At 62.8% G+C, this 20,902-nt stretch carries 18 protein-coding genes; 10 read left to right on the top strand and 8 right to left on the bottom strand.

Features of this window, described 5'->3' with window-relative positions; genetic code table 11:
- Positions 1-18: 18 nt before the first annotated feature.
- Both BBG20_RS29445 and BBG20_RS29440 read right to left on the bottom strand, forming a co-directional pair.
- Positions 19-759: a flagellar basal body rod protein FlgF gene (locus BBG20_RS29445; protein WP_065909780.1), complete on the bottom strand. Its 741-nt coding sequence runs from the start codon at positions 757-759 to the stop codon at positions 19-21.
- A gap of 311 nt (positions 760-1,070) precedes the next feature.
- Entirely contained in the window at positions 1,071-2,633 is a 1,563-nt protein-coding gene (locus tag BBG20_RS29440) for a sigma-54-dependent transcriptional regulator (RefSeq protein WP_065909774.1), read from the bottom strand.
- A gap of 256 nt (positions 2,634-2,889) precedes the next feature.
- On the opposite strand from BBG20_RS29440, the gene phhA reads away from it, so the two are divergent.
- From phhA to BBG20_RS29425, 3 genes are all read left to right on the top strand, one after another.
- Positions 2,890-3,681, top strand: coding sequence for a phenylalanine 4-monooxygenase (gene phhA, locus BBG20_RS29435; protein WP_065909772.1), 792 nt, complete (start codon positions 2,890-2,892; stop codon positions 3,679-3,681).
- A gap of 97 nt (positions 3,682-3,778) precedes the next feature.
- The gene (locus BBG20_RS29430) at positions 3,779-4,135 is read left to right on the top strand and encodes a 4a-hydroxytetrahydrobiopterin dehydratase (RefSeq protein ID WP_010208721.1); all 357 of its coding nucleotides are present in this window, start codon (positions 3,779-3,781) and stop codon (positions 4,133-4,135) included.
- Complete coding sequence (locus BBG20_RS29425; RefSeq protein WP_065909770.1) at positions 4,135-5,328, top strand: amino acid aminotransferase; 1,194 nt, start codon at positions 4,135-4,137, stop codon at positions 5,326-5,328. Before BBG20_RS29430 ends, BBG20_RS29425 begins: the two co-directional genes overlap by 1 nt.
- Before the next feature lie 124 nt (positions 5,329-5,452).
- Here the strand turns inward: BBG20_RS29425 and BBG20_RS29420 are convergent, their stop codons facing one another.
- Positions 5,453-6,262 carry a UDP-2,3-diacylglucosamine diphosphatase gene (locus tag BBG20_RS29420; RefSeq protein WP_065909768.1) on the bottom strand — a complete coding sequence of 270 codons (810 nt, stop codon included), beginning with the start codon at positions 6,260-6,262 and terminating at the stop codon, positions 5,453-5,455.
- A 137-nt stretch (positions 6,263-6,399) separates the two neighbouring features.
- On the opposite strand from BBG20_RS29420, the gene BBG20_RS29415 reads away from it, so the two are divergent.
- From BBG20_RS29415 to BBG20_RS29405, 3 genes are all read left to right on the top strand, one after another.
- Positions 6,400-7,161 (top strand): helix-turn-helix transcriptional regulator, encoded by a 762-nt coding sequence (locus BBG20_RS29415; protein ID WP_065909766.1) that lies wholly within the window; start codon positions 6,400-6,402, stop codon positions 7,159-7,161.
- An 82-nt stretch (positions 7,162-7,243) separates the two neighbouring features.
- A complete protein-coding gene (locus tag BBG20_RS29410; RefSeq protein ID WP_065909764.1) occupies positions 7,244-8,128 on the top strand; it encodes a DMT family transporter in 885 nt (294 codons plus the stop codon).
- A 128-nt stretch (positions 8,129-8,256) separates the two neighbouring features.
- Entirely contained in the window at positions 8,257-8,538 is a 282-nt protein-coding gene (locus tag BBG20_RS29405; RefSeq protein WP_065909762.1) for a hypothetical protein, read from the top strand.
- Between the two features lie 39 nt (positions 8,539-8,577).
- Here BBG20_RS29405 and BBG20_RS29400 read toward each other — a convergent pair whose 3' ends face one another.
- Positions 8,578-8,865, bottom strand: a complete 288-nt coding sequence (locus tag BBG20_RS29400) for a SelT/SelW/SelH family protein (protein WP_065909760.1) — start codon at positions 8,863-8,865, stop codon at positions 8,578-8,580.
- An 84-nt stretch (positions 8,866-8,949) separates the two neighbouring features.
- On the opposite strand from BBG20_RS29400, the gene BBG20_RS29395 reads away from it, so the two are divergent.
- A complete protein-coding gene (locus BBG20_RS29395) occupies positions 8,950-11,139 on the top strand; it encodes a patatin-like phospholipase family protein (protein WP_065909758.1) in 2,190 nt (729 codons plus the stop codon).
- Positions 11,140-11,252: 113 nt separating this feature from the next.
- Here the strand turns inward: BBG20_RS29395 and BBG20_RS29390 are convergent, their stop codons facing one another.
- Complete coding sequence (locus tag BBG20_RS29390; RefSeq protein WP_065909756.1) at positions 11,253-11,687, bottom strand: MarR family transcriptional regulator; 435 nt, start codon at positions 11,685-11,687, stop codon at positions 11,253-11,255.
- A gap of 121 nt (positions 11,688-11,808) precedes the next feature.
- On the bottom strand, positions 11,809-13,935 hold the full coding sequence (gene recQ, locus BBG20_RS29385) for a DNA helicase RecQ (RefSeq protein ID WP_065909753.1): 2,127 nt from the start codon (positions 13,933-13,935) through the stop codon (positions 11,809-11,811).
- 275 nt (positions 13,936-14,210) lie between these two features.
- Here recQ and BBG20_RS29380 point away from each other — a divergent pair, with 275 nt between their 5' ends.
- The 3 genes from BBG20_RS29380 (at position 14,211) to BBG20_RS29370 (ending at position 18,792) form a co-directional block, all read left to right on the top strand.
- Entirely contained in the window at positions 14,211-14,798 is a 588-nt protein-coding gene (locus BBG20_RS29380; RefSeq protein ID WP_065909751.1) for a UPF0149 family protein, read from the top strand.
- A gap of 20 nt (positions 14,799-14,818) precedes the next feature.
- Positions 14,819-15,202 (top strand): YbaN family protein, encoded by a 384-nt coding sequence (locus tag BBG20_RS29375; protein WP_065909749.1) that lies wholly within the window; start codon positions 14,819-14,821, stop codon positions 15,200-15,202.
- Between the two features lie 119 nt (positions 15,203-15,321).
- The gene (locus tag BBG20_RS29370; RefSeq protein WP_065909747.1) at positions 15,322-18,792 is read left to right on the top strand and encodes a hybrid sensor histidine kinase/response regulator; all 3,471 of its coding nucleotides are present in this window, start codon (positions 15,322-15,324) and stop codon (positions 18,790-18,792) included.
- A 91-nt stretch (positions 18,793-18,883) separates the two neighbouring features.
- On the opposite strand, the gene rmuC is transcribed toward BBG20_RS29370, so the two are convergent.
- Positions 18,884-20,248 carry a DNA recombination protein RmuC gene (rmuC, locus tag BBG20_RS29365; protein ID WP_177343968.1) on the bottom strand — a complete coding sequence of 455 codons (1,365 nt, stop codon included), beginning with the start codon at positions 20,246-20,248 and terminating at the stop codon, positions 18,884-18,886.
- 175 nt (positions 20,249-20,423) lie between these two features.
- Entirely contained in the window at positions 20,424-20,747 is a 324-nt protein-coding gene (locus BBG20_RS29360; RefSeq protein WP_065909744.1) for an SEL1-like repeat protein, read from the bottom strand.
- Positions 20,748-20,902 lie beyond the last annotated feature (155 nt).

Genomic DNA, 20,902 nt, shown 5'->3' with positions numbered 1-20,902 from the left:
AATTAGTTAGGGCTGTTATCAGCTCATCTGCATGACGCGAGTCATGGCCTGATCGTCTTCTTTAGCGCTGTTCATCATCTTGATGTGCAGCTCGAACTGCTTGGAAAGCGCCAGCACTGCGGTCATTTCTTCCACCGCATTCACGTTGCTCGCCTGCAGGAAACCCGAGGTCAGGGTCACGTTCGCGTCGGCCTGGGCCGGCTGGCCATCCTTGGTGTGGATGGTGCCGTCCAGGCCTTTATTCATATTCTTGAGGTCCGGCTGGACCAGCTTGATGCGGTCCACTTCGGCCATCACACGCGGGCCTTCGCCCATGGCGCGGATGCTGATGGTGCCGTCGGAACCCACTTCGATTTTTTGCTGCGGCGGCACGGCGATCGGACCACCATTGCCCATTACCGGCATACCGTTGCCGGCCCGCAGCACGCCCAATGCATCGACGTTCATGCTGGCGCTGCGCACGTAGGCTTCGCTGCCATCCGGGGTCTGCACGGCCAACCAGCCGTTGCCGTTGACGGCCACATCAAGGTCGCGACCGGTTTCGATCATCGCGCCGGGGCTGAAGTCGGTGGCTGGGCGCTCGGTCATGGCAAAGGCGCGCGCCGGAAAGCTGTCGCCGAACACCGGCATCGAACGCGCCTGTTCCAGGTCGCGTTGGAAACCATTGGTGGAAATGTTCGCCAGGTTGTTGGCATGGGCCTTCTGCGCCAGAGCATTCTGGCTGGCGCCGGTCATTGCCACATAAAGGTACTTGTCCACGCTCTTTCCTCTTTCTGACGGACGCTTGCCGCCCACCGCTGTACTGATGAGGCTTAAGCAATTTGCGAACCAACTTTTTAAAATGAGGGAAAGACCAGGCGGGGCAAGGGTTTGCGGCTGAGTGACGGGAAATGGGCGTTGAGTAAGAGTCGAAAAAACGGCGGACTTATGCCGCTTACGGCAACGACACAATCAAATGAGGGAGCGGGCTTGCTCGCGAAGGCGCTGTGTCAGCCAGCACAGAAGGTGACTGATCCACCGCATTCGCGAGCAAGCCCGCTCCCACATTTTGACCCAGTTGTGTCAGGTAGTTACTTGTCGGTCTTGAGAATTTCGTAATCGCGTAACTTATTGGCGATGGTGGTGTGGGACACCCCCAGGCGCTTGCCCAGTTGCCGGCTGCTGGAATGCTCGGCATACAGGCTTTCCAGTACTGCCTTCTCAAAGCGTCCAACGATCTCTTCCAGGCCGCCCTCGAGGGAGAAATCGCCAAGCGGCTGGCGCACGCCGTAGTCCGGCAAGCGAATATGCTCAGCCTTGACCGTGCCGCCCTCGCACAACGACACCGCCTGGAACAGCACGTTTTCCAGCTGCCGCACGTTGCCCGGCCAGTGGTAGTGGCTCAGGCGATCCATCGCGGCAGGTGCCAGCTTGGGCAGCGGGCAGCCGATCTGGCGGCTGGCCTGATCGAGAAAGTGCTCGACCAGCGGCGCCAGGCCATCCAGGCATTCGCGCAGCGGCGGGATATGCAGGGACAATACATTGAGGCGGTGATACAGGTCCTGGCGGAATTCGCCCCGGGCACACAGCTCGGACAAATCCACCTGGGTGGCGCAGATCACGCGCACATCCAGGTACACCTCTTCATCACTGCCGACCCGGCGAAAGCAACCGTCCTGCAGAAAGCGCAGCAATTTCACCTGCAACCGCGCGCTCATTTCACCGACACCATCGAGAAACAGCGTACCGCCCGCCGTCAACTCCAGCAGCCCGAGCTTGCCCTCGGCCCGCGCACCTTCAAACGCACCGGGACCGTAGCCGAACAGTTCGGTCTCGGCCATGGACTCCGGCAGACCGGCGCAATTGAGCGCCATCAGCGGCGACTGCCCGCGTGGACTGGCCAGGTGACAGGCACGCGCCAGCAGCTCTTTGCCGGTGCCGGTTTCGCCTTCTATTAATAGAGGCGCATCCAGCGGCGCCATACGCCGGGCTTCACGCACCACCGCGGCCATGACCTTGGAGCTTTGGAAAATACTGTCGAAGCCACGCAGCTCTTGCTTGCGCACATTGTAGATACGCTCGCCCACGCGGTCGGCGCGGTGCAGGGTCAGCACGGCACCGGCCATGGCCTCGCTGTCATCGTGCTCGGAAGATTGCAGCGGCGCGATATCCGCCAGGAACACGTCACCCTTGACCTTGACCCGCAGGCCATTGATCCGCGATTTGCTCGCGCGCACCAGCTCGGGCAAGTCGAAGTCTTCGGCGTAGCGCGACAGTGGAATCCCCGGCACCTCATCCACCCGCACCCCGAGCAACTGCGCCGCCGCACGGTTGGCGGCGACAATGGAACCGCCCATGTCGATCGACAGCACCGGAAACTCCAGGGCGCCGAGCAAGGCATTGAGCTCCATATGCCGCCGCTCGCTGGGCATCAGCCCGACCCGCTTGACGCCAAACACCCCGGCAATCGCCTCGAACTGCGGGCGCAACGCCTGGAACTGCATGTTCACCAGGTTCGGGCAATACAGGTAGATGGCGTTGCCATGCTCGCCGCCGACCTCGCCCTTGGCGACGTTGACGCCATATTCCACCAGCAGGTTGAGGATGTCCCGCAGGATGCCGATGCGGTTCTGGCAGTGCACTTTGATACGCATGAAAAGGCCCGAAGAGTGGGGAGGCGCCGCGTCTTTTTGCCGCTGGGCGCAGATAGTCGTCAAGATTATGTGACAGTCACCGGCCTTTTTACAGCCCGCGGACGCCACCGGCCCACCAGCGTAACGAATACTTTACATAATTCGGTAAATTTTCCTACAGATAGCTGCCGCGGGTGGATGGCATCGGCGCGGCGCCTCGGTATCAATAGAGGCATCGCAGGACATAACAAGAACGAATGCCTAGCAGGAGAGCCGTATGAAGCAGACGCAATACGTGGCCCGCGAGCCCGATGCGCAAGGTTTTATCCACTACCCGCCGGAAGAACACGCGGTGTGGAACACCCTGATCACGCGCCAGTTGAAAGTGATCGAAGGCCGCGCCTGCCAGGAATACCTGGACGGCATCGACAAGCTCGGCCTGCCACTGGACCGCATTCCGCAATTGGGCGAGATCAATAAAGTGCTGGCCGAGACCACAGGCTGGCAAGTCGCCCGGGTCCCCGCATTGATCCCCTTCCAGACCTTTTTCGAATTGCTCGCCAACAAGCAGTTCCCGGTGGCGACCTTTATTCGTACCCGTGAAGAGCTGGACTACCTGCAAGAGCCGGATATTTTCCACGAGATCTTTGGTCACTGCCCGTTGCTTACCAACCCCTGGTTCGCCGAATTCACCCACACCTACGGCAAGCTCGGCCTGGCGGCCACCAAAGAGCAGCGCGTGTACCTGGCGCGCCTGTACTGGATGACCATCGAGTTCGGCCTGGTGGATACGCCCACCGGCCTGCGCATCTACGGTGGCGGCATTTTGTCGTCGCCCAAGGAGACGGTGTACAGCCTGTCGTCCGAGCCCGAGCACCAAGCCTTCGACCCACTGGAAGCAATGCGCACGCCGTACCGCATCGACATCCTGCAGCCGTTGTACTTCGTGCTGCCGGACCTGAAGCGCCTGTTCGACGTGGCGCAGGAAGACATCATGGGCATGGTCGAACGCGGGATGCAGCTGGGTCTGCATGCACCGAAATTCCCGCCAAAGCCCAAGGCTGCTTGAACCTTACATCTTGAGGCCAGGTGAGTCTGTTCCCTGGCCGCGCGTTGCTTTAGGGTAACGCTACTGACCTTCATACATTCGAATTCAGGACACCCCCATGACCACCTTGAACCAAGCCCATTGCGAAGCCTGCCGCGCCGACGCTCCACAAGTCAGCGATGAAGAACTGCCGGTGCTGCTCAAGCAGATTCCCGACTGGAACATCGAAGTGCGCGACGGCGTGATGCAACTGGAGAAGGTCTTCCTGTTCAAGAACTTCAAGTTTGCCCTGGCCTTCACCAACGCCATGGGTGAAATCTCCGAAGCCGAAGGCCATCACCCAGGCCTGCTGACCGAATGGGGCAAGGTCACCGTGACCTGGTGGAGCCACTCCATCAAGGGCCTGCACCGCAATGACTTCATCATGGCCGCGCGCACCGACGAAGTGGCCAAGGACGCCGAGGGCCGCAAGTAATGCATTTCGATGCCATTGGCCGTGTGCCCGGCGACCCGATCCTCGGGCTGATGGACCTGTACGCCCAGGACCCCAACCCGAACAAATTCGACCTCGGCGTGGGCGTGTACAAGGACGACCAGGGCCTGACGCCGATTCCCCACTCGGTGAAGCTCGCCGAGCAGCGCCTGGTCGACACCCAGACCACCAAGACCTACATCGGCGGCCATGGCAACGCGGCCTTCGGTACGCTGATCAGCGCCCTGGTGCTCGGCGCCGATTCGGCCCTGATCCACGCCCGCCGCGCCGGTGCGACCCAGACGCCGGGCGGCACCGGTGCCTTGCGCCTGAGTGCCGACTTCATCGCCCACAGCCTGCCCGGCCGTGGTGTGTGGCTGAGCAACCCGACCTGGCCGATCCACGAAACCATCTTCGCCAAGGCCGGCCTCAAGGTCAGTCATTACCCTTACGTGGGCACCGACAACCGCCTGGATGTGGCGGCGATGCTGGCGACCCTCGCTACCATCCCCAAGGGCGACGTGGTGCTGCTGCACGCCTGCTGCCACAACCCGACGGGTTTCGACCTGTCCCAGGATGACTGGCGCCAGGTCCTGCAGATCGTGCGCGAGCGCCAACTGCTGCCGCTGATCGACTTCGCCTACCAGGGCTTCGGCGACGGCCTGGAGCAGGATGCCTGGGCGGTGCGCCTGTTTGCGGCCGAGTTGCCGGAAGTCCTGGTCACCAGCTCCTGCTCGAAGAACTTCGGCCTGTACAGCGACCGCGTCGGCGCGTTGATCGTGTGCGCGGCGGATGCCGAGAAGCTGACGGATGTGCGCAGCCAACTGGCGAATATCGCACGCAACCTCTGGTCGACGCCGCCGGATCATGGCGCGGCGGTGGTCGCGACGATCCTGGGGGATGCCGAGCTGAAAAAGCGCTGGAGCGACGAGGTCGAAGCCATGCGTTCACGCATTGCACACCTGCGTTCCGGGCTGGTGGAAGCATTGGCGCCCCATGGCCTGTCGGCGCGGTTTGCGCACATCGGCACACAGCGCGGGATGTTTTCCTATACCGGCCTGAGTGCCGAGCAGGTGAAACAGCTGCGGGAGAAGCACAGCGTGTACATGGTGAGTTCGGGCCGGGCTAACGTCGCGGGCATCGATGCCACGCGCCTGACGCTGCTGGCCGAAGCCATCGCCGACGTCTCCAACTGACGAAACCGACTCAAACTGTAGGAGCTGGCGTGCCGGCGATGGCGGTGTATCAGTCACTGAACAAGCTGACTGAACACCGCTATCGCCGGCACACCAGCGCCCACAGGTGGAAGGTGTCGGGCCCTTAGCCCGCCACCATTTCAGCCTTGAGCTGCGCCTCTTTCGCCTGCGCATCCGCCAACCGATACAACTCGATACTCCCATCCCAGTGCTCGATCAACGCCGTGCACGACTCCACCCAATCCCCACAGTTGAGGTAGTCCACCTCGCCCACCTTGCGAATCTCCGCATGGTGGATATGCCCACACACCACGCCGTGCAGCTCGCGCTTGGTCACTTCATGGGCGATGGCTTCTTCGAAATCGCTGATGAAACTCACCGCGGTCTTGACCTTGTGCTTGAGGTACGCCGACAACGACCAGTAGCCATAGCCATAACGCGCACGCCAGTGATTGAGCCAGCGGTTCAAAGTGAGGGTGAGCTCGTAGGCCGAGTCGCCGAGAAACGCCAGCCAGCGGTGATACCGGGTGATCACATCGAACTGGTCGCCGTGGATCACCAGCAAATGACGACCATCGGCGGTGACATGCACGGCCTCGTCCACCAGTTGGATGTTGCCCAGGATCAGCTTGGAATAGCGGCGCAGGAATTCGTCGTGGTTGCCGGTGACGTAGATCACTTCGGTACCGCGCTTGGCCATGGTCAACAGGCGGCGGATCACGTTGGTATGGGCCTGCGGCCAATACATGCCACCGCGCATTTTCCAACCATCGATGATATCGCCGACCAGGTACACCTTGTCGGCGTGATACCCCTTGAGGAACTGCGACAAATGTTCGGCCTGGCAATCCCGGGTGCCCAGGTGCACATCAGAGATCCATAGGGTACGAACCCGTTGCTTGCGGCTGGGCTTGGCGAACTCGGCACTGGTCATGGGCATCCCTCGACGGTGTTTTCGCGAGCTTGCGCCCTGGCGATTAATAGCCCATGACAGTCGTGCGTCACTCTGATGACAGCGCCGGCGCGCCGCAAAGCGTTGTAGACTGGCACGCTGCAACCCTGGAGACCGCGATGAGAGCCGCCCTCACGCTGCGCCACTACCTCGAAGCACCGCTCGCCCACAGCCATGACCACGCGCAGTTGGTGTTCGGCCTGTCCGGGCACCTGGACCTGGAAGTGGATGGCCGTGGCAGCCAGGTGCGCGAAAGCAGCGTGATGGTGCTGCCCTTCTCCGCTCACCACGCGTGCGGCAGTCGTGATGGCAGCCGGTGCCTGGTGCTGGATGTGCCCACCGAACATTGGCTGCTGCAATCCCTGGGCGAGCATGCGGACGCCAGCCGCCGCCTGCTCGACCAGCCCGCGCGCCTGGCCCTCGACTCGCGGCAACATCAACTGGTGCAATGGCTGGCGCACAGCCCGGTGGACGATCCGCTGATCGTCCAGCAGGGCGCGGTGTTGCTGCTGGCCAGCCTCAATCATTCCCTCGCGCCACCGTTGCCGGGCCGGCGCCTGCCGTATGCGGCGTTCAATGCGCATATCGAGCGACACGTGGCGCACCCGCTGCAAGTCGCCGATCTGGCCCGTATCGCCGAGCTGTCGGTGGCGCGCCTGCACGCGCGATTCGTCGCCGAGTGTGGGCAGACGCCGATGGACTACATCCGCAGCCGCCGCCTGCACAAGGCCCTGGGCCTGCTGCGCGAGACGCCACTGGCGATCGGCGAGATTGCCGCGCGCGTCGGCTATGCGTCGCAAAGTGCATTCGCGGCGGCGATGCTGCGTGAATTTGGCGCTTCCCCCACCGCCTTGCGCGTGGGCGAGAGTCCTGCGCTATAAATCGCGAGCCCCACGACAGACACCCTCGCCCGCAACCCTCTAGACTGCGAACCTGTCACTCCCGTTGGTTTCAAGGATCGCAATGACTCCCCGCTCAGCCCTCGGCGCCCTGCATATCGGCGCACTGATGTTTGGCCTCACCGGCGTATTCGGCAAACTGGCGGCCGCCTCACCCGCCATCATCGTGTTCGGCCGTGCCGCGTTTGCGGTGCTGGCGTTGGCAGTGTTTGCGCGCTTTGCCAGCAACACCACCTGGAAGCGCCTGGCGTTGCGCGACTGGCGCCGGCTGGTGATCAGCGGCGTGCTGCTGGCCGCGCATTGGGTGACGTTTTTCATCGCGGTCAAGGTGGCTGGCGTCGCCGTGGCAACGCTGGGGTTCACCGCGTTCCCGGCGTTTACCGTGATCCTCGAAGGGCTGATCTTCCGCGAGCGCATTCGCGCCAATGAAGTGCTGCTGGTGGCGCTTGTCACCGTCGGCCTGGTGCTGGTGACACCGGATTTCAATCTCGCCAGCGAAGCCACCGGCGGCCTGCTCTGGGGGATCGTCTCGGGGTTGCTGTTCTCGTTGCTGTCGCTGAACAATCGCGCCAGCTCCGGGCGGATTCCGGCGGTGCAGGCGGCGCTGTGCCAGAACCTGGTAGTCGCGGCCTGCCTGCTGCCCGTGGCGGCGCCGGGGTTGGCCGAGGTTCGCGCGCTGGACTGGCTGTGGATCGGCCTGCTCGGCGTGTTCTGCACCGGCCTGGCCCATAGCCTGTTCGTCGCCAGCCTCGCGGTGATCAAGGCGCGCACCGCCTCCGTGGTATTTGCCATGGAACCGGTGTACGGCATCACCGTGGCCTGGCTGCTGTTCGCCGAAACCCCGACACTGCGCATGCTGATGGGCGGCGCGCTGATCATCGTCGCCATCGTGCTGTCCGGGTTGATGGGCAGCGCCAGCCAGGCCAAACAGCCCGCAGCGAGTGCCTGATCTATACTCTGGACATCCGCAACAGTTTGTCGTCGTTCAACGGATAAGGACTCCTCGACGACAGCCGTGATGCTTGAAGTTGCTGCAAGCGAGAGGTCACTCGATTAACGCTATGCAGGGGTTTCATCATGGAAATGTTCATCAGCTTGCTGGTGCAGATCATCAGCGGCGCCATCGGCGGCAACATCGCCGGCATGACCAAAGAGAGCCTGGGCACCGGGCTCAATACACTGATCGGCGGCGTGGGCGGACTGGTACTGGGCCAGATAGTCGCGGCACTGACCGGCACGAGCAGCGGCGAAGCGCTGGATGTCGCGGCAGTCGGCGGCAATATCCTCGGTGGCGGTATCGGCGGCCTGGTGCTGACCTGGGTCGTAGGCTTCATCAAAAGCAAAATGGCCGCCAAATAGCTGCCGGCACCAGTCACCGCCCTGCCGTGGCGGTGACTGTCAGGGCTTGCGCTCGTTGTGCCCCAGGTCGCGCTGTGGGTCGATCTGGTCGCGCACGCGCTGCTTGAGCACCTTGGCCTCGGGGAAGCCCCCGTCCGCCTTGCGCTCCCAGATCTGCACGCCCTCGCAGGTGATGCGAAACGCCCCGCCCGTGGCCGGTTCCAGCGACACTTTGCCCAAGTCATCGGCAAACGTACTCAACAGTTCCTGCGCCAGCCATGCGGCGCGCAGCAGCCACTGGCACTGGGTGCAATAGGTGATGACGATCTCGGGTTTATCAGCGGACATAATTTGAGAGGCTCCTGACGTAACGGGCTCGGCGGATCGGGTGGCTATAATACCGGCCTTTATCGCCCAGCCTCGAGATTCATGATGCGCCGCCTGTTGTCCTGCCTGTTCCTGTGCCTGCTCCCTCTTCTCGCCGACGCCCTCGAAACGCCACGCCCGAAAATCGGCCTGGTGCTGTCCGGCGGCGCCGCCCGTGGCCTCGCCCACATCGGCGTGCTCAAGGCACTGGAAGAACAGGGCATCCATATCGATGCGATTGCCGGCACCAGCATGGGTGCCGTCATCGGCGGCCTGTATGCATCGGGCTACAAGATCGACGAGCTGGAAAAACTCGCGCTCGGCATCGACTGGCAGCAGGCCCTGTCCGACGCGCCACCGCGTGAAGACGTGCCGTTCCGGCGCAAGCAGGATGACCGCGATTTCCTGGTCAAGCAGAAACTGAGCTTTCGCGATGACGGCAGCCTCGGCCTGCCCCTCGGGGTGATCCAGGGCCAGAACCTGGCGCTGCTGCTGGAAAGCATGTTCGCCCACAGCAGCAATACGCGTAATTTCGACAAGCTGCCGATCCCCTTTCGCGCCGTGGCCACCGACATCACCACCGGTGAAAAGGTGGTATTCAGCAAAGGCCATCTGCCCCAGGTGATCCGCGCCAGCATGTCGATCCCGGCGGTGTTCGCCCCGGTGGAACTGGACGGCCGGCTGCTGGTGGACGGCGGCATGACTGACAACATCCCGCTGGACGTGGCGCGGGAGATGGGCGTCGACATCGCTATCGTCGTGGACATCGGCACCCCGCTGCGCTCGCGCAAGCAACTGGCCACGGTGGTGGACGTGCTCAACCAATCCATCACCCTGATGACCCGACGCAACTCCGAAGAACAACTCAAGGCCCTGCACCCCAAGGATGTGCTGATCCAGCCGCCGCTGGCCGCCTATGGCGTGACCGACTTCGGCCGTGCCAAGGACATGATCGACGCCGGCTACCGCGCCACCCGTGCCCTCGATGTGCGCCTGGCGCACCTGCGCCCGGCCGAGCCGATCGACCCGCAGCTGGTGGCCGCGCGCACGCCGGGTGAGCGCACCCCGATCATCACCGCGATCAACGTGGAGAACGACTCGAAAGTCAGCGACGACGTGATCCGCTACTACATCCGCCAACCGCTGGGCGAGCCGCTCAACCTGGGCCGCCTGCAAACGGACATGGGCACCCTGTACGGCCTGGATTACTTCGAGCAGGTGCAGTACCGCGTAGTCAAGAAAGGCCAGGACAACACCCTGGTGATCAGCGCACGCGGCAAGCGCAGCGGCACCGACTACCTGCGCCTGGGCCTGAACCTGTCGGACGACATGCGCGGCGACAGCGCCTTCAACCTCGGCGCCAGCTACCGCATGAATGGCATCAACCGCCTCGGCGCCGAATGGCTGACGCGCGTGCAGATCGGTGATCGCCAGGAGCTGTACAGCGAGTTCTACCAGCCGATGGATACCGGTTCGCGCTACTTCATCGCCCCCTACCTGAGTGCCCAGGCACAGAACGTCGAACTGATCCTGGACAACGACCCGATCTCCGAATACCGCCTGGAACGCTACGGCTTCGGCCTGAACGTGGGGCGCCAGATCGGCAACAGCGGCGAGATCCGCTTCGGCGTCGGCGAAGCCTGGGGCAAGGCCGATGTGCGCATCGGCGATCGCAGCTTGCCCAGCGTGAGCTTCAGCGAAGGCTTCTATGAACTGAAGTACTCCTTCGATTCACTGGACAACGTGTACTTCCCCCATACCGGCGAAGACATCGGCCTGGCCTACCGCGAATTCGAACCGGGGCTGGGCTCGGACCAGCGCTATCGCCAATGGGAATTCAAGCTGGACAAGGCCATGAGCCACGGCCCGGACACACTGGTGCTGGGCGGTCGCTACGGGCGCACCCTGGATGATTCGGACGTGGTGATTTCCAGCTTCTTGCTCGGCGGTGCACGGCAGCTATCGGGCTTTCGCCAGGATGCGATCTCGGGGCAGAACATCAGCCTGATGCGTGCCGTGTACTACCGCAGGTTGACGCCACGCTCGTACCTGCCGCTGGATTTCCCGCTGTACCTGGGCGCGTCGCTGGAACGCGGCCGGGCGTGGAACAACGACAATGAGTTCGACAGTGGCTATATCAACGCGGCGAGTATCTTCCTCGGCTTTGACACACCGTTGGGGCCGCTGAACTTCAGCTACGGGTTCAACGATGACAATCAGAAAGCGGTGTACCTGAACCTGGGGCAGACGTTCTGACACGCACTTCACAGGCGCCCGGCTTGCCGGCGATGGCAGCGGATATTCACCGCATGGCTCCAGGGCCTCATCGCCGGCAAGCCGACTCCTACGGGGGCTGTCGTTTCTGGAGGTCAGGACTTTTCCAGGTTTGCCAGGATGTGCCCATGCACACGCATGCACACGCTCAAGTCAGCTTCGTCCACACCCACAAACAACTCATGGCGCAGGGCGGTGGCGATGGTTTCGATCTGTTCGATCAGGGGGCGCGCGGTGTCACACAGCAGAATGCGTTTGGCACGACGATCTTCCACGACGGCTTGGCGTTGCACCAAACCCTGGCCTTCCAGGCTGTCGAGCAAGCGTGCGAGTGTCGGCCCTTCGACGCCGACGCTTTGCGCCAGCTCGCGTTGCGTCGGCGCGTCCTGGAAACGGGCCAGGTGCAGCAGCACCAGCCAGCGCGCCTGGGACAGGCCCAGCCCCGCCAGACGGCGGTCCAACTCGGCGCGCCAACCTCGGGACATTTGCGCCAGTTGCATGCCAAAACGGTGTTGATCGGTTAACGGCATAAAAAACTCATGGTTTAGACTGAAAATAAAGTGTGGCTAATTATTAGTCAGCTAAGCATGAGCCATGCCAGTAGGCAAGAGTTGCTATGTACTGATTCGTTACATTGTCATAATCAACGCACTAAATTTCGAATTCAGACTGCAAAGCAGCGCGTACGCAGTACAAAACGCCCTCCGGAACACGCCCGGTAAACAGCGGCGCGATCTCGGCAACCGGTGGCAATTCGCCTTCTCCGTCGAGGAAGGCATCCTGGATTTCACCGAGCAGATCCTCCGGCAAATCCAGCGCCTGCTCCAGCGACAACTGTTGCTTGCCGATGGACTCGGCCAGCAAGGTGTACACATTTTTTTCCGAGCATTGCAGCTGGCCGGCGATCTGGATCGGAGTCATCCCGGCGCGCGCCAGGCTGATCAGTTCGTGGCGAATATCGGCAACTTCCTTGGGTGCTTCGGCCTGGCCGCCGAGCACTTCGAGGAAGGCCTGGCCGTAACGCTCCAGCTTGCGCGCGCCGACACCGCTGACCCGCGCCATTTCGGCCATCGTGGTCGGCTGCTCGCGCAGCATTTCCAGCAGGGTCGAGTCGGGGAAAATAACGTACGGCGGCACACTGTGTTCCTGTGCCAGTTTGCGCCGCAGGGTGCGCAAGGCTTCCCACTGTTCGCGCTCTTCGCCGCGCACCAGTTGGCTGGCCTGGCTGGTACTGCTCTTGGCGGTGGTCTGCGGCTTGAGGTCGCGTCGCAGCTCCAGGCTCACTTCGCCCTTGAGCAATGGCCGGCAACTGTCGTTGAGGCGCAGCCCGCCATAGCCTTCCAGGTCGATATCCACCAGGCCGCGCGCGACCATCTGCCGGAACAGCGAGCGCCACTCGCCCTCGGCGCGGGCCTTGCCGACGCCGTAGACCGACAGTTTCTCGTGGCCGAAGCTGCGCACCTTTTCGTTGTCCTTGCCCAGCAGCACATCCACCAGGTGACCGACGCCGTAGCGCTGGCCGGTGCGGTAGATCGCCGACAACGCCTGGCGCGCAGGCTCGGTGGCGTCCCAGGTCTGCACGCCGTCGACGCAGTTGTCGCAGTGGCCGCACGGCTCGGGCATATCCTCGTCGAAGTACGCCAGCAGCGTCTGGCGACGGCAGCGGGTTTCTTCACACAGCGAGAGCATGGCGTCGAGCTTGTGCTGCTCCAGGCGCTTGTGGCGCTCATCGCCTTCGGAGTTCTGCAGCATCTGCTTGAGCATCACCACATCTTGCAGGCCATAGACCATCCAGGCATCGGCCGGCAGGCCATCACGGCCGGCACGTCCGGTTTCCTGGTAATACGCCTCGAGGGACTTGGGCAGATCCATGTGCGCCACGAAGCGCACGTTGGATTTATCGATGCCCATGCCGAACGCGATGGTCGCCACCATGATCAGGCCTTCCTCGTTGAGGAAGCGCTTCTGGTGGTAGGCACGCAAATCATTCGGCAGCCCGGCGTGATAGGGCAGCGCCGGGTAACCTTGTTCGCAGAGGAATGCGGCGACCTCATCGACCTTCTTGCGCGACAGGCAGTACACGATGCCCGCATCGCTGCGCCGCTCGGACAGGAACGCCAGCAACTGCTTGCGCGGCTGCTCCTTGGGTACGATGCGGTAGAAGATGTTCGGGCGGTCGAAGCTCGAGAGGAAGCGCTCGGCATTCTGCAAATGCAGGCGCTCGACGATCTCTTCGCGGGTGCGCTTGTCGGCGGTGGCGGTCAGCGCGATGCGCGGCACGTCAGGAAACAGCTCCGCCAATTGGCCCAGCTGCAGATACTCGCGACGGAAATCATGCCCCCATTGCGACACGCAGTGGGCTTCATCGATGGCAAACAGCGCGATTTCCAGGCTCTGCAAAAACGCCAGCATGCGCGGCTGCACCAGGCGCTCGGGGGCCAGGTAGAGCATCTTGACTTCACCGCGCTTGATGCGGGCGGCCAGGTCGCGCTGCTGCTCGGCGCTGAGGGTGGAGTTCAGGGAGGCGGCGGCGACGCCAAGTTCTTCGAGGGTCGCCACCTGGTCGTCCATCAACGCGATCAGCGGCGACACCACCACGGCCAGGCCGTTGCGCAACAGCGCCGGTACCTGGAAGCACAACGATTTGCCGCCACCGGTAGGCATCAGGACCAGCGCGTCACCGCCACTGGCCACGCGCTCAATGATCGCACCCTGGCGGCCACGAAAACTGTCGTAGCCGAAGATGTCCTTGAGGACGCGTTGAGCCTGCTCGAGCATGTAAAACTCCAAATAGTGCCGAAATCCCTCTGTACAGGCTGGCCGAAAAAATACGTTTTCACGGAGAATAATCCGTAAGCGAAGTTTTCGCGGACGGGCGCCTAACCTGCAGGGGCATCACAAAACGCGGCAGTATACCCGAGCGACACTCGGCAAAGGGCGCGACTGACGAATAGACGCCCGTCTCTAAAACCCGGCAAATATGCCTTGCAGCTGGCCTGGGCGCTCAAGAAAGCCTAGAATTCAGCATCGTTTATTCCCAAGGTAGCCCTTCAATGTCCTTCGCTGAGCAACTAACCCGCCTGCAAGCCTTCCTCGACGCCGATGAGCTGCATGACGAGGCGCTGGACTACGTGGCCGCCCACGGCTACCTGACCGCCCTGTCCATCTGCTCCGAGGCCGTGCCGGACCGTGAGTGGATCGACGCCTTGTTCGCCGAAGAGCCGCACTACACCGACGCGGCCCAGCGTGAAGAAATCGAATCGACCCTGCTCGCCCTCAAGGCCCATATCGGTCGCCAGCTGGCCTCCGACGAGGAATTCGAGTTGCCGTGCGACCTGGACCTGGGCGAAGAGCCGGATGACTCCGACCTGCGCGGCTGGTGCATCGGTTTCATGGAAGGTGTGTTCCTGCGCGAAGCCGCCTGGTTCGAAACCGCCGAGGAAGAAGTCAGCGAAATGCTGCTGCCGATCATGGTCGGTTCGGGCCTGTTCGACGATCAGCCGGAATTCTCCGACATCGCCGCCGACGCCAACCTGATGGACGACATGATCGTACAGATCCCCGAAGCACTGACCGCGCTGTACCTGCTGTGCAACGCCCCTGACGAAAAACCGGCGATCCTCAAGCCACGTCACCACTGAGTCAGTTGCCCGTGACACCCATGGGCAATCGCTCGCTGCTCCTGCGCTACCTGCTGCTGGCCATCGGCTGGCTCAGCGTAGCGTTGGGCGTCATCGGCATCTTCCTGCCGGTACTGCCGACTACGCCCTTCCTGCTGCTCGCCGCCGCCTGCTTCGCCCGAAGCTCCCCGCGTTTCTACCACTGGCTGGTGGAACACCCGCGCCTGGGTCCGTGGATCAAGGACTACCTGGACGGCAATGGCATCCCGCTCAAAGGCAAGGTCTACGCCATTGGCTTGATGTGGCTGAGCATCGGTGTCTCCTGCTACCTGGTACCGCTGCCGTGGGCCCGTGGTTTCATGCTGACCAGCGCCGTGCTGGTGACGATCTACATCCTGCGCCAGAAAACCCTGCCGCCACGTTGATCACTGCCTGCGACATTAGCGCCCACACGACCTTGGTCGACACTGACTAACCCCAGGCATCATGCGAGACTGTCCAACCGGGCCTGGAATGCCTGGGTGTTCTTACGCTCGGAGTTACCATGACGCTGTCCAGCGGGCTGATCGCCGCCGTTGCCCTGGCCTATATGGCCATTATGTTTGCCATCGCCTTCTACGGTGACCGCCGCCGTGCGCCGCTGCCACCGCGCATGCGCGCGTGGGTGTACAGCCTGTCGCTGGCGGTCTACTGCACCAGCTGGACGTTCTTCGGCGCCGTAGGCCAGGCCGCCGAACAATTGTGGGCGTTTTTACCGATCTACCTGGGACCCGTGCTGCTGCTGGTGTTGGCACCCTGGGTGCTGCAGAAGATGATTCTGATCAGCAAGCAAGAAAACATTACCTCGATCGCCGACTTTATCGCCGCACGCTACGGGAAATCCCAATCGCTGGCCGTGGTCGTGGCACTGATCTGCCTGGTTGGCGTGCTGCCCTATATCGCCCTGCAACTCAAAGGCATCGTGCTGGGCGTCAACCTGCTGATCGGTGCGGGTGCCGACACCACGGGCACCCGCGCCCAGGACACGGCACTGATCGTGTCGCTGGTGCTCGCGCTGTTCACCATCGTCTTCGGTACGCGCAACCTCGACGCCACGGAGCACCACCGTGGCATGGTGCTGGCGATTGCCTTTGAATCGCTGGTCAAGCTGTTCGCGTTTCTCGCCGTCGGCGCGTTCGTGACCTACGGCCTGTACGACGGTTTCGGCGACTTGTTCAGCCAGGCCATGCTCGCGCCGAGGCTGGAGGAATACTGGAAAGAAACCGTCAACTGGCCATCGATGGTGGTACAGACCGGCGTGGCGATGATGGCGATCATCTGCTTGCCGCGGCAATTCCACGTCACCGTGGTCGAGAATATCGACCCGCAGGACCTGCGCCTGGCCAAATGGGTGTTCCCGGCCTACCTGATTCTCGCCGCCCTGTTTGTGATCCCTATCGCTCTCGGCGGCAAAATGATGCTGCCCGGCTCGGTGATGCCGGACTCCTATGTCATCAGCCTGCCACTCGCCGAAGCCCATCCGGCCCTCGCCGTACTGGCGTTTATCGGCGGTGCGTCGGCGGCCACCGGCATGGTGATCGTGGCGAGCATCGCGCTGTCGACCATGGTCTCCAACGACATGCTGCTGCCGTGGTTGCTGCGTCGCTCCAGTGCCGAGCGGCCGTTCGAAGTGTTCCGCCACTGGATGCTGTCGGTGCGCCGGGTCAGCATCGTGATCATCCTGCTGCTGGCGTATGTCAGCTACCGCTTGCTCGGCTCGAGTGCCAGCCTGGCGACCATCGGCCAGATCGCCTTTGCCGCCGTGACCCAATTGGCGCCGGCGATGCTCGGTGCGCTGTATTGGAAACAGGCGAACCGGCGCGGCGTATTTGCCGGATTGGCGGCGGGCACCTTCCTGTGGTTCTACACCCTGGTCCTACCGGTGACGGCGAAAAGCCTGGGCTGGTCCCTCAGCCTTTTCCCTGGGCTGACGTGGATGCATTCGCACCCGCTGGGTTTGTCCGTGACGTCATTGACCTTGGGCACCGTGTTCTCGCTGGCGGGTAACTTCACGCTGTTTGTGTGGGTGTCGATGCTGTCGCGCACGCGCGTGTCGGAACACTGGCAGGCCGGACGCTTCATTGGCCAGGAAATCAACCAACGTGCCAGCGCCCGTTCGATGCTCTCGGTACAAATCAGCGACCTGCTCAGTTTGGCCGCGCGCTTCGTCGGGGATGAGCGGGCCCAGCAGAGCTTTATTCGCTTTGCCTACCGGCAGGGCAAAGGCTTCAACCCCAACCAGAATGCCGACAACGACTGGATCGCTCACACCGAGCGATTGCTGGCCGGTGTACTCGGTGCATCGTCGACGCGGGCGGTGGTGAAAGCCGCCATCGAAGGACGCGAAATGCAACTGGAGGACGTGGTACGGATCGCCGACGAAGCCTCCGAAGTGCTGCAATTCAACCGGGCCCTGCTGCAGGGCGCCATCGAGAACATCACCCAGGGCATCAGCGTGGTGGACCAGTCCCTCAAGCTGGTGGCCTGGAACCGACGCTACCTGGAGCTGTTCAACTACCCGGACGGGCTGATCAGCGTGGGGCGGCCGATTGCCGACATCATCCGCTACAACGCCGAGCGCGGCTTGTGTGGCCCAGGCGAGGCCGAGGTGCATGTGGCGCGCCGTCTGCACTGGATGCGCCAGGGCCGCGCGCACACGTCCGAACGCTTGTTTCCGAACGGGCGGGTGATCGAGCTGATTGGCAATCCGATGCCCGGTGGCGGTTTCGTCATGAGTTTTACCGACATTACTGCGTTCCGCGAAGCCGAACAGGCCCTCACCGAAGCCAACGAGGGCCTGGAGCAACGAGTCACCGAGCGTACCCATGAGCTGTCGCAACTGAATGTGGCGCTCACCGACGCCAAGGGTGTGGCCGAGTCTGCCAGCCAGTCGAAGACACGCTTTCTTGCCGCCGTCAGTCATGACTTGATGCAGCCGTTGAACGCCGCGCGCCTGTTCTCCGCCGCCCTCTCCCACCAGCACGACGGCCTGTCGAGTGAAGCGCGGCAACTGGTGCAACACCTGGACAGTTCGCTGCGCTCCGCCGAAGACTTGATCAGCGATTTACTGGATATTTCGCGCCTGGAAAACGGCAAGATCAATCCACAACGCCAGCCGTTCGTGCTCAACGAGCTGTTCGATACCCTCGGCGCCGAATTCAAGGCGCTGGCCCACGAGCAGGGCTTGCGCTTCCGACTGCGTGGCAGCCGATTGCGGGTGGACAGTGATATCAAGTTGCTGCGGCGGATTTTGCAGAATTTCCTGACCAACGCTTTCCGCTATGCCGACGGCCCGGTGCTGCTTGGCGTACGCCGTCGCAAGGGCGAACTGTGCCTGGAAGTGTGGGACCGAGGGCCCGGCATCCCGCTGGACAAACAGAAAGTGATCTTCGAGGAATTCAAACGCCTGGACAGCCACCAGACCCGTGCAGAAAAAGGCCTGGGCCTGGGCCTGGCGATCGCCGACGGCCTGTGCCGGGTGCTCGATCACCGATTGAGCGTGCGCTCCTGGCCAGGCAAGGGCAGCGTGTTCAGTGTGCGCGTGCCGCTGGCGCGCAACCAGGCCAGTCCGCAGATCAAGGCTGCGCCGGAAAACGGCCTGCCGCTGAGCGGCGCGCAGGTACTGTGCGTGGATAATGAAGAAAGCATTCTGATCGGCATGCGCAGCCTGCTGACGCGCTGGGGCTGCGAGGTGTGGACCGCCACCGACCAGGCACAATGCGCAGCGCTGCTCGCCGAGGGCGTGCGCCCGCAACTGGCCTTGGTGGACTATCACCTCGACCATGGGGAAACCGGTACCGAACTGATGGGATGGCTGCGAGCGCAACTGGCGGAGCCGATTCCCGGCGTGGTGATCAGCGCCGATGGCCGCCCGGAGATGGTCGCCCAGGTGCATGCGGCAGGGTTGGACTACCTGGCCAAGCCGGTCAAGCCCGCGGCCCTGCGGGCGCTGCTGAGCCGGCATCTCCCGCTGTAGACCGGCCCGACTCAGTCCCCTCTAGGAGCCGGCTTGCCGGCGAAGCGGGCCTCCAGCGTGGCGCCGATTTTACCGACGCCATCGCCAGCAATCATTCGGGCAGGTGCGCCACACCGTCGGAGTCGGTCATCGCCCGCTCCAGCAGATCGGCCGGCAGGCTTTTACTGGCACGCGCGCCGAGCAGTCTTAATTGCTCGGTGCGGCTGACCAGGTTTCCGCGTCCATCTGTCAGCTTGTTCCGCGCAGCACTGTAAGCCTTGTCCAACTGCTGCAGACGGTTGCCCACTTCATCCAGGTCCTGGATAAACAGTACAAACTTGTCGTACAGCCATCCCGCACGCTCGGCGATCTCCCGGGCATTCTGGCTTTGGCGTTCCTGCTTCCACAGGCTGTCGATCACCCGCAGGGTGGCGAGCAACGTCGTCGGGCTGACGATGACGATATGCCGGTCGAAAGCTTCCTGGAACAGGTTGGGTTCGGCCTGCAGCGCCGCCGAAAACGCCGCTTCGATGGGCACGAACAGCAGGACAAAGTCCAGGCTGTGCAGGCCCTCCAGGCGTTTGTAATCCTTGCCGGCCAAGCCTTTGACATGATTGCGCAGCGACAGCACGTGCTGCTTCAGCGCTGCCTGGCCGATCACTTCATCATCGGCGGCGACGAATTGCTGATACGCGGTCAGGCTGACCTTGGAATCGACCACCACCTGCTTGTCGCCGGGCAACATGATCAGTACGTCAGGCTGGAAGCGCTCGCCATCCGGGCCCTTGAGGCTGACCTGGGTCTGGTACTCGCGGCCCTTCTCCAGGCCGGCGTGCTCCAGCACCCGCTCAAGAATCAGTTCGCCCCAGTTGCCCTGGGTTTTCTGGCCCTTGAGTGCGCGGGTCAGGTTGGTGGCTTCGTCTGACAGACGCAGGTTCAATTGCTGCAGGCGCTCAAGCTCCTTGGCCAGGGAAAAGCGCTCGCGCGCCTCGTTCTGATAGCTTTCTTCCACGCGCTTTTCGAACGACTGGATGCGCTCCTTGAGCGGGTCGAGCAACTGGCCCAGGCGCTCCTGGCTGGTTTCGGCAAAGCGCTGCTCGCGTTCATCGAAGATCTTGCCGGCCAGCTCGGCGAACTGCGCACGCAGCTCGTCGCGCGAGCCCTGAAGGTCGGCGAGGCGCTGCTGATGGCTGTCCTGTTGCTCGCGCAGTTCGGCGCGCAAGGCCGCCGCCAGCGCATCGAGGCGGCGCAATTCGGTTTCCTTGGCGCTGCGGTCGAGGTTCCAGGCGTGGGCCGCATCACGGGCGTTGTCGCGGTCGATCTGCAGCAGCTCGACTTCGCGGCGGACGGCGGCCAGGTCAGCCTGCTTGGCGGCGTTGGCCTGGCTCAAGTCGCTGATCTCGTCGCGACTGGCATCCAGCTGGGCGGCGAGGCCTTCCTGGGCCAGTTGCGCAGTGGCCAGGCGCTCTTCGAGCAGCTCCCAACCGGCCATGCGCGCAGTCAGTCGTCGCTGAATCTGCCAGCACACCGCCAATAAAGGCACTGCGGCACCCGCCAGGCCCAGGGCGATACTGGTCCAGTCAAAAACCATAGCCATTTCTGCCATTACCGAAAAAGAGCAAGGTTAACCAAGCACAGGGCTGGAGGACAGCTCAGTCTTCGACCTGGCCGAGTTCGCGTTGGGCGCGGCGGTCGCCCGCGCGGGCGGCCAGGCGCAACAGATCGTGGCCAATGCGACGGTCGCGGGCGTTGCCGCATTCACGGCACATCAATTGGCCCAGGCGGCTCTGTGCCGCGACCACACCTTCACGGGCAGGCTGCTTGAGCAAACGTCCGGCAAAGTGTTTGACGTTGGTGTTGTGACCCAGGCGTGGACTGTCGAGCAACCACAAGGCAACTTTCATAGAGAAACGCTTGGGTGCGGTAACAGTCTGAGGGGTATCGGTAACAGAAGGTGATACTGAGCGAAACTTCATAAAGCACTGTGGGACAGAACGGAAGGCGCGCCACTCTACTCTTTTTTTCGTACAGGTAAAGCTGAAAAAACCCTGCACGCCCGTTCTAGAGCAAGCGCTCGGGACAATCCACAGAAGCTGTGGATAACTCAGTGGACAACCCCCCTTTAACTCGC

The organism is Pseudomonas aylmerensis (assembly GCF_001702265.1).
GTDB lineage: Bacteria > Pseudomonadota > Gammaproteobacteria > Pseudomonadales > Pseudomonadaceae > Aquipseudomonas > Aquipseudomonas aylmerensis.
Note: the sequence above shows the minus strand (reverse complement) of the source record. Positions and strands in the feature narration are given on the sequence as shown.

Coding starts and splice junctions, on each gene's coding strand:
- BBG20_RS29395 (WP_065909758.1), top strand. CDS start 8,950: ATGCGCCGCCTGTTGTCCTGCCTGTTCCTGTGCCTGCTCCCTCTTCTC.
- recQ (WP_065909753.1), bottom strand. CDS start 13,935: ATGCTCGAGCAGGCTCAACGCGTCCTCAAGGACATCTTCGGCTACGAC.
- BBG20_RS29375 (WP_065909749.1), top strand. CDS start 14,819: ATGGGCAATCGCTCGCTGCTCCTGCGCTACCTGCTGCTGGCCATCGGC.
- BBG20_RS29360 (WP_065909744.1), bottom strand. CDS start 20,747: ATGAAGTTTCGCTCAGTATCACCTTCTGTTACCGATACCCCTCAGACT.
- BBG20_RS29380 (WP_065909751.1), top strand. CDS start 14,211: ATGTCCTTCGCTGAGCAACTAACCCGCCTGCAAGCCTTCCTCGACGCC.
- BBG20_RS29420 (WP_065909768.1), bottom strand. CDS start 6,262: ATGACCAGTGCCGAGTTCGCCAAGCCCAGCCGCAAGCAACGGGTTCGT.
- BBG20_RS29400 (WP_065909760.1), bottom strand. CDS start 8,865: ATGTCCGCTGATAAACCCGAGATCGTCATCACCTATTGCACCCAGTGC.
- BBG20_RS29415 (WP_065909766.1), top strand. CDS start 6,400: ATGAGAGCCGCCCTCACGCTGCGCCACTACCTCGAAGCACCGCTCGCC.
- BBG20_RS29425 (WP_065909770.1), top strand. CDS start 4,135: ATGCATTTCGATGCCATTGGCCGTGTGCCCGGCGACCCGATCCTCGGG.
- BBG20_RS29390 (WP_065909756.1), bottom strand. CDS start 11,687: ATGCCGTTAACCGATCAACACCGTTTTGGCATGCAACTGGCGCAAATG.
- BBG20_RS29410 (WP_065909764.1), top strand. CDS start 7,244: ATGACTCCCCGCTCAGCCCTCGGCGCCCTGCATATCGGCGCACTGATG.
- BBG20_RS29370 (WP_065909747.1), top strand. CDS start 15,322: ATGACGCTGTCCAGCGGGCTGATCGCCGCCGTTGCCCTGGCCTATATG.
- BBG20_RS29440 (WP_065909774.1), bottom strand. CDS start 2,633: ATGCGTATCAAAGTGCACTGCCAGAACCGCATCGGCATCCTGCGGGAC.
- BBG20_RS29430 (WP_010208721.1), top strand. CDS start 3,779: ATGACCACCTTGAACCAAGCCCATTGCGAAGCCTGCCGCGCCGACGCT.
- BBG20_RS29405 (WP_065909762.1), top strand. CDS start 8,257: ATGGAAATGTTCATCAGCTTGCTGGTGCAGATCATCAGCGGCGCCATC.
- phhA (WP_065909772.1), top strand. CDS start 2,890: ATGAAGCAGACGCAATACGTGGCCCGCGAGCCCGATGCGCAAGGTTTT.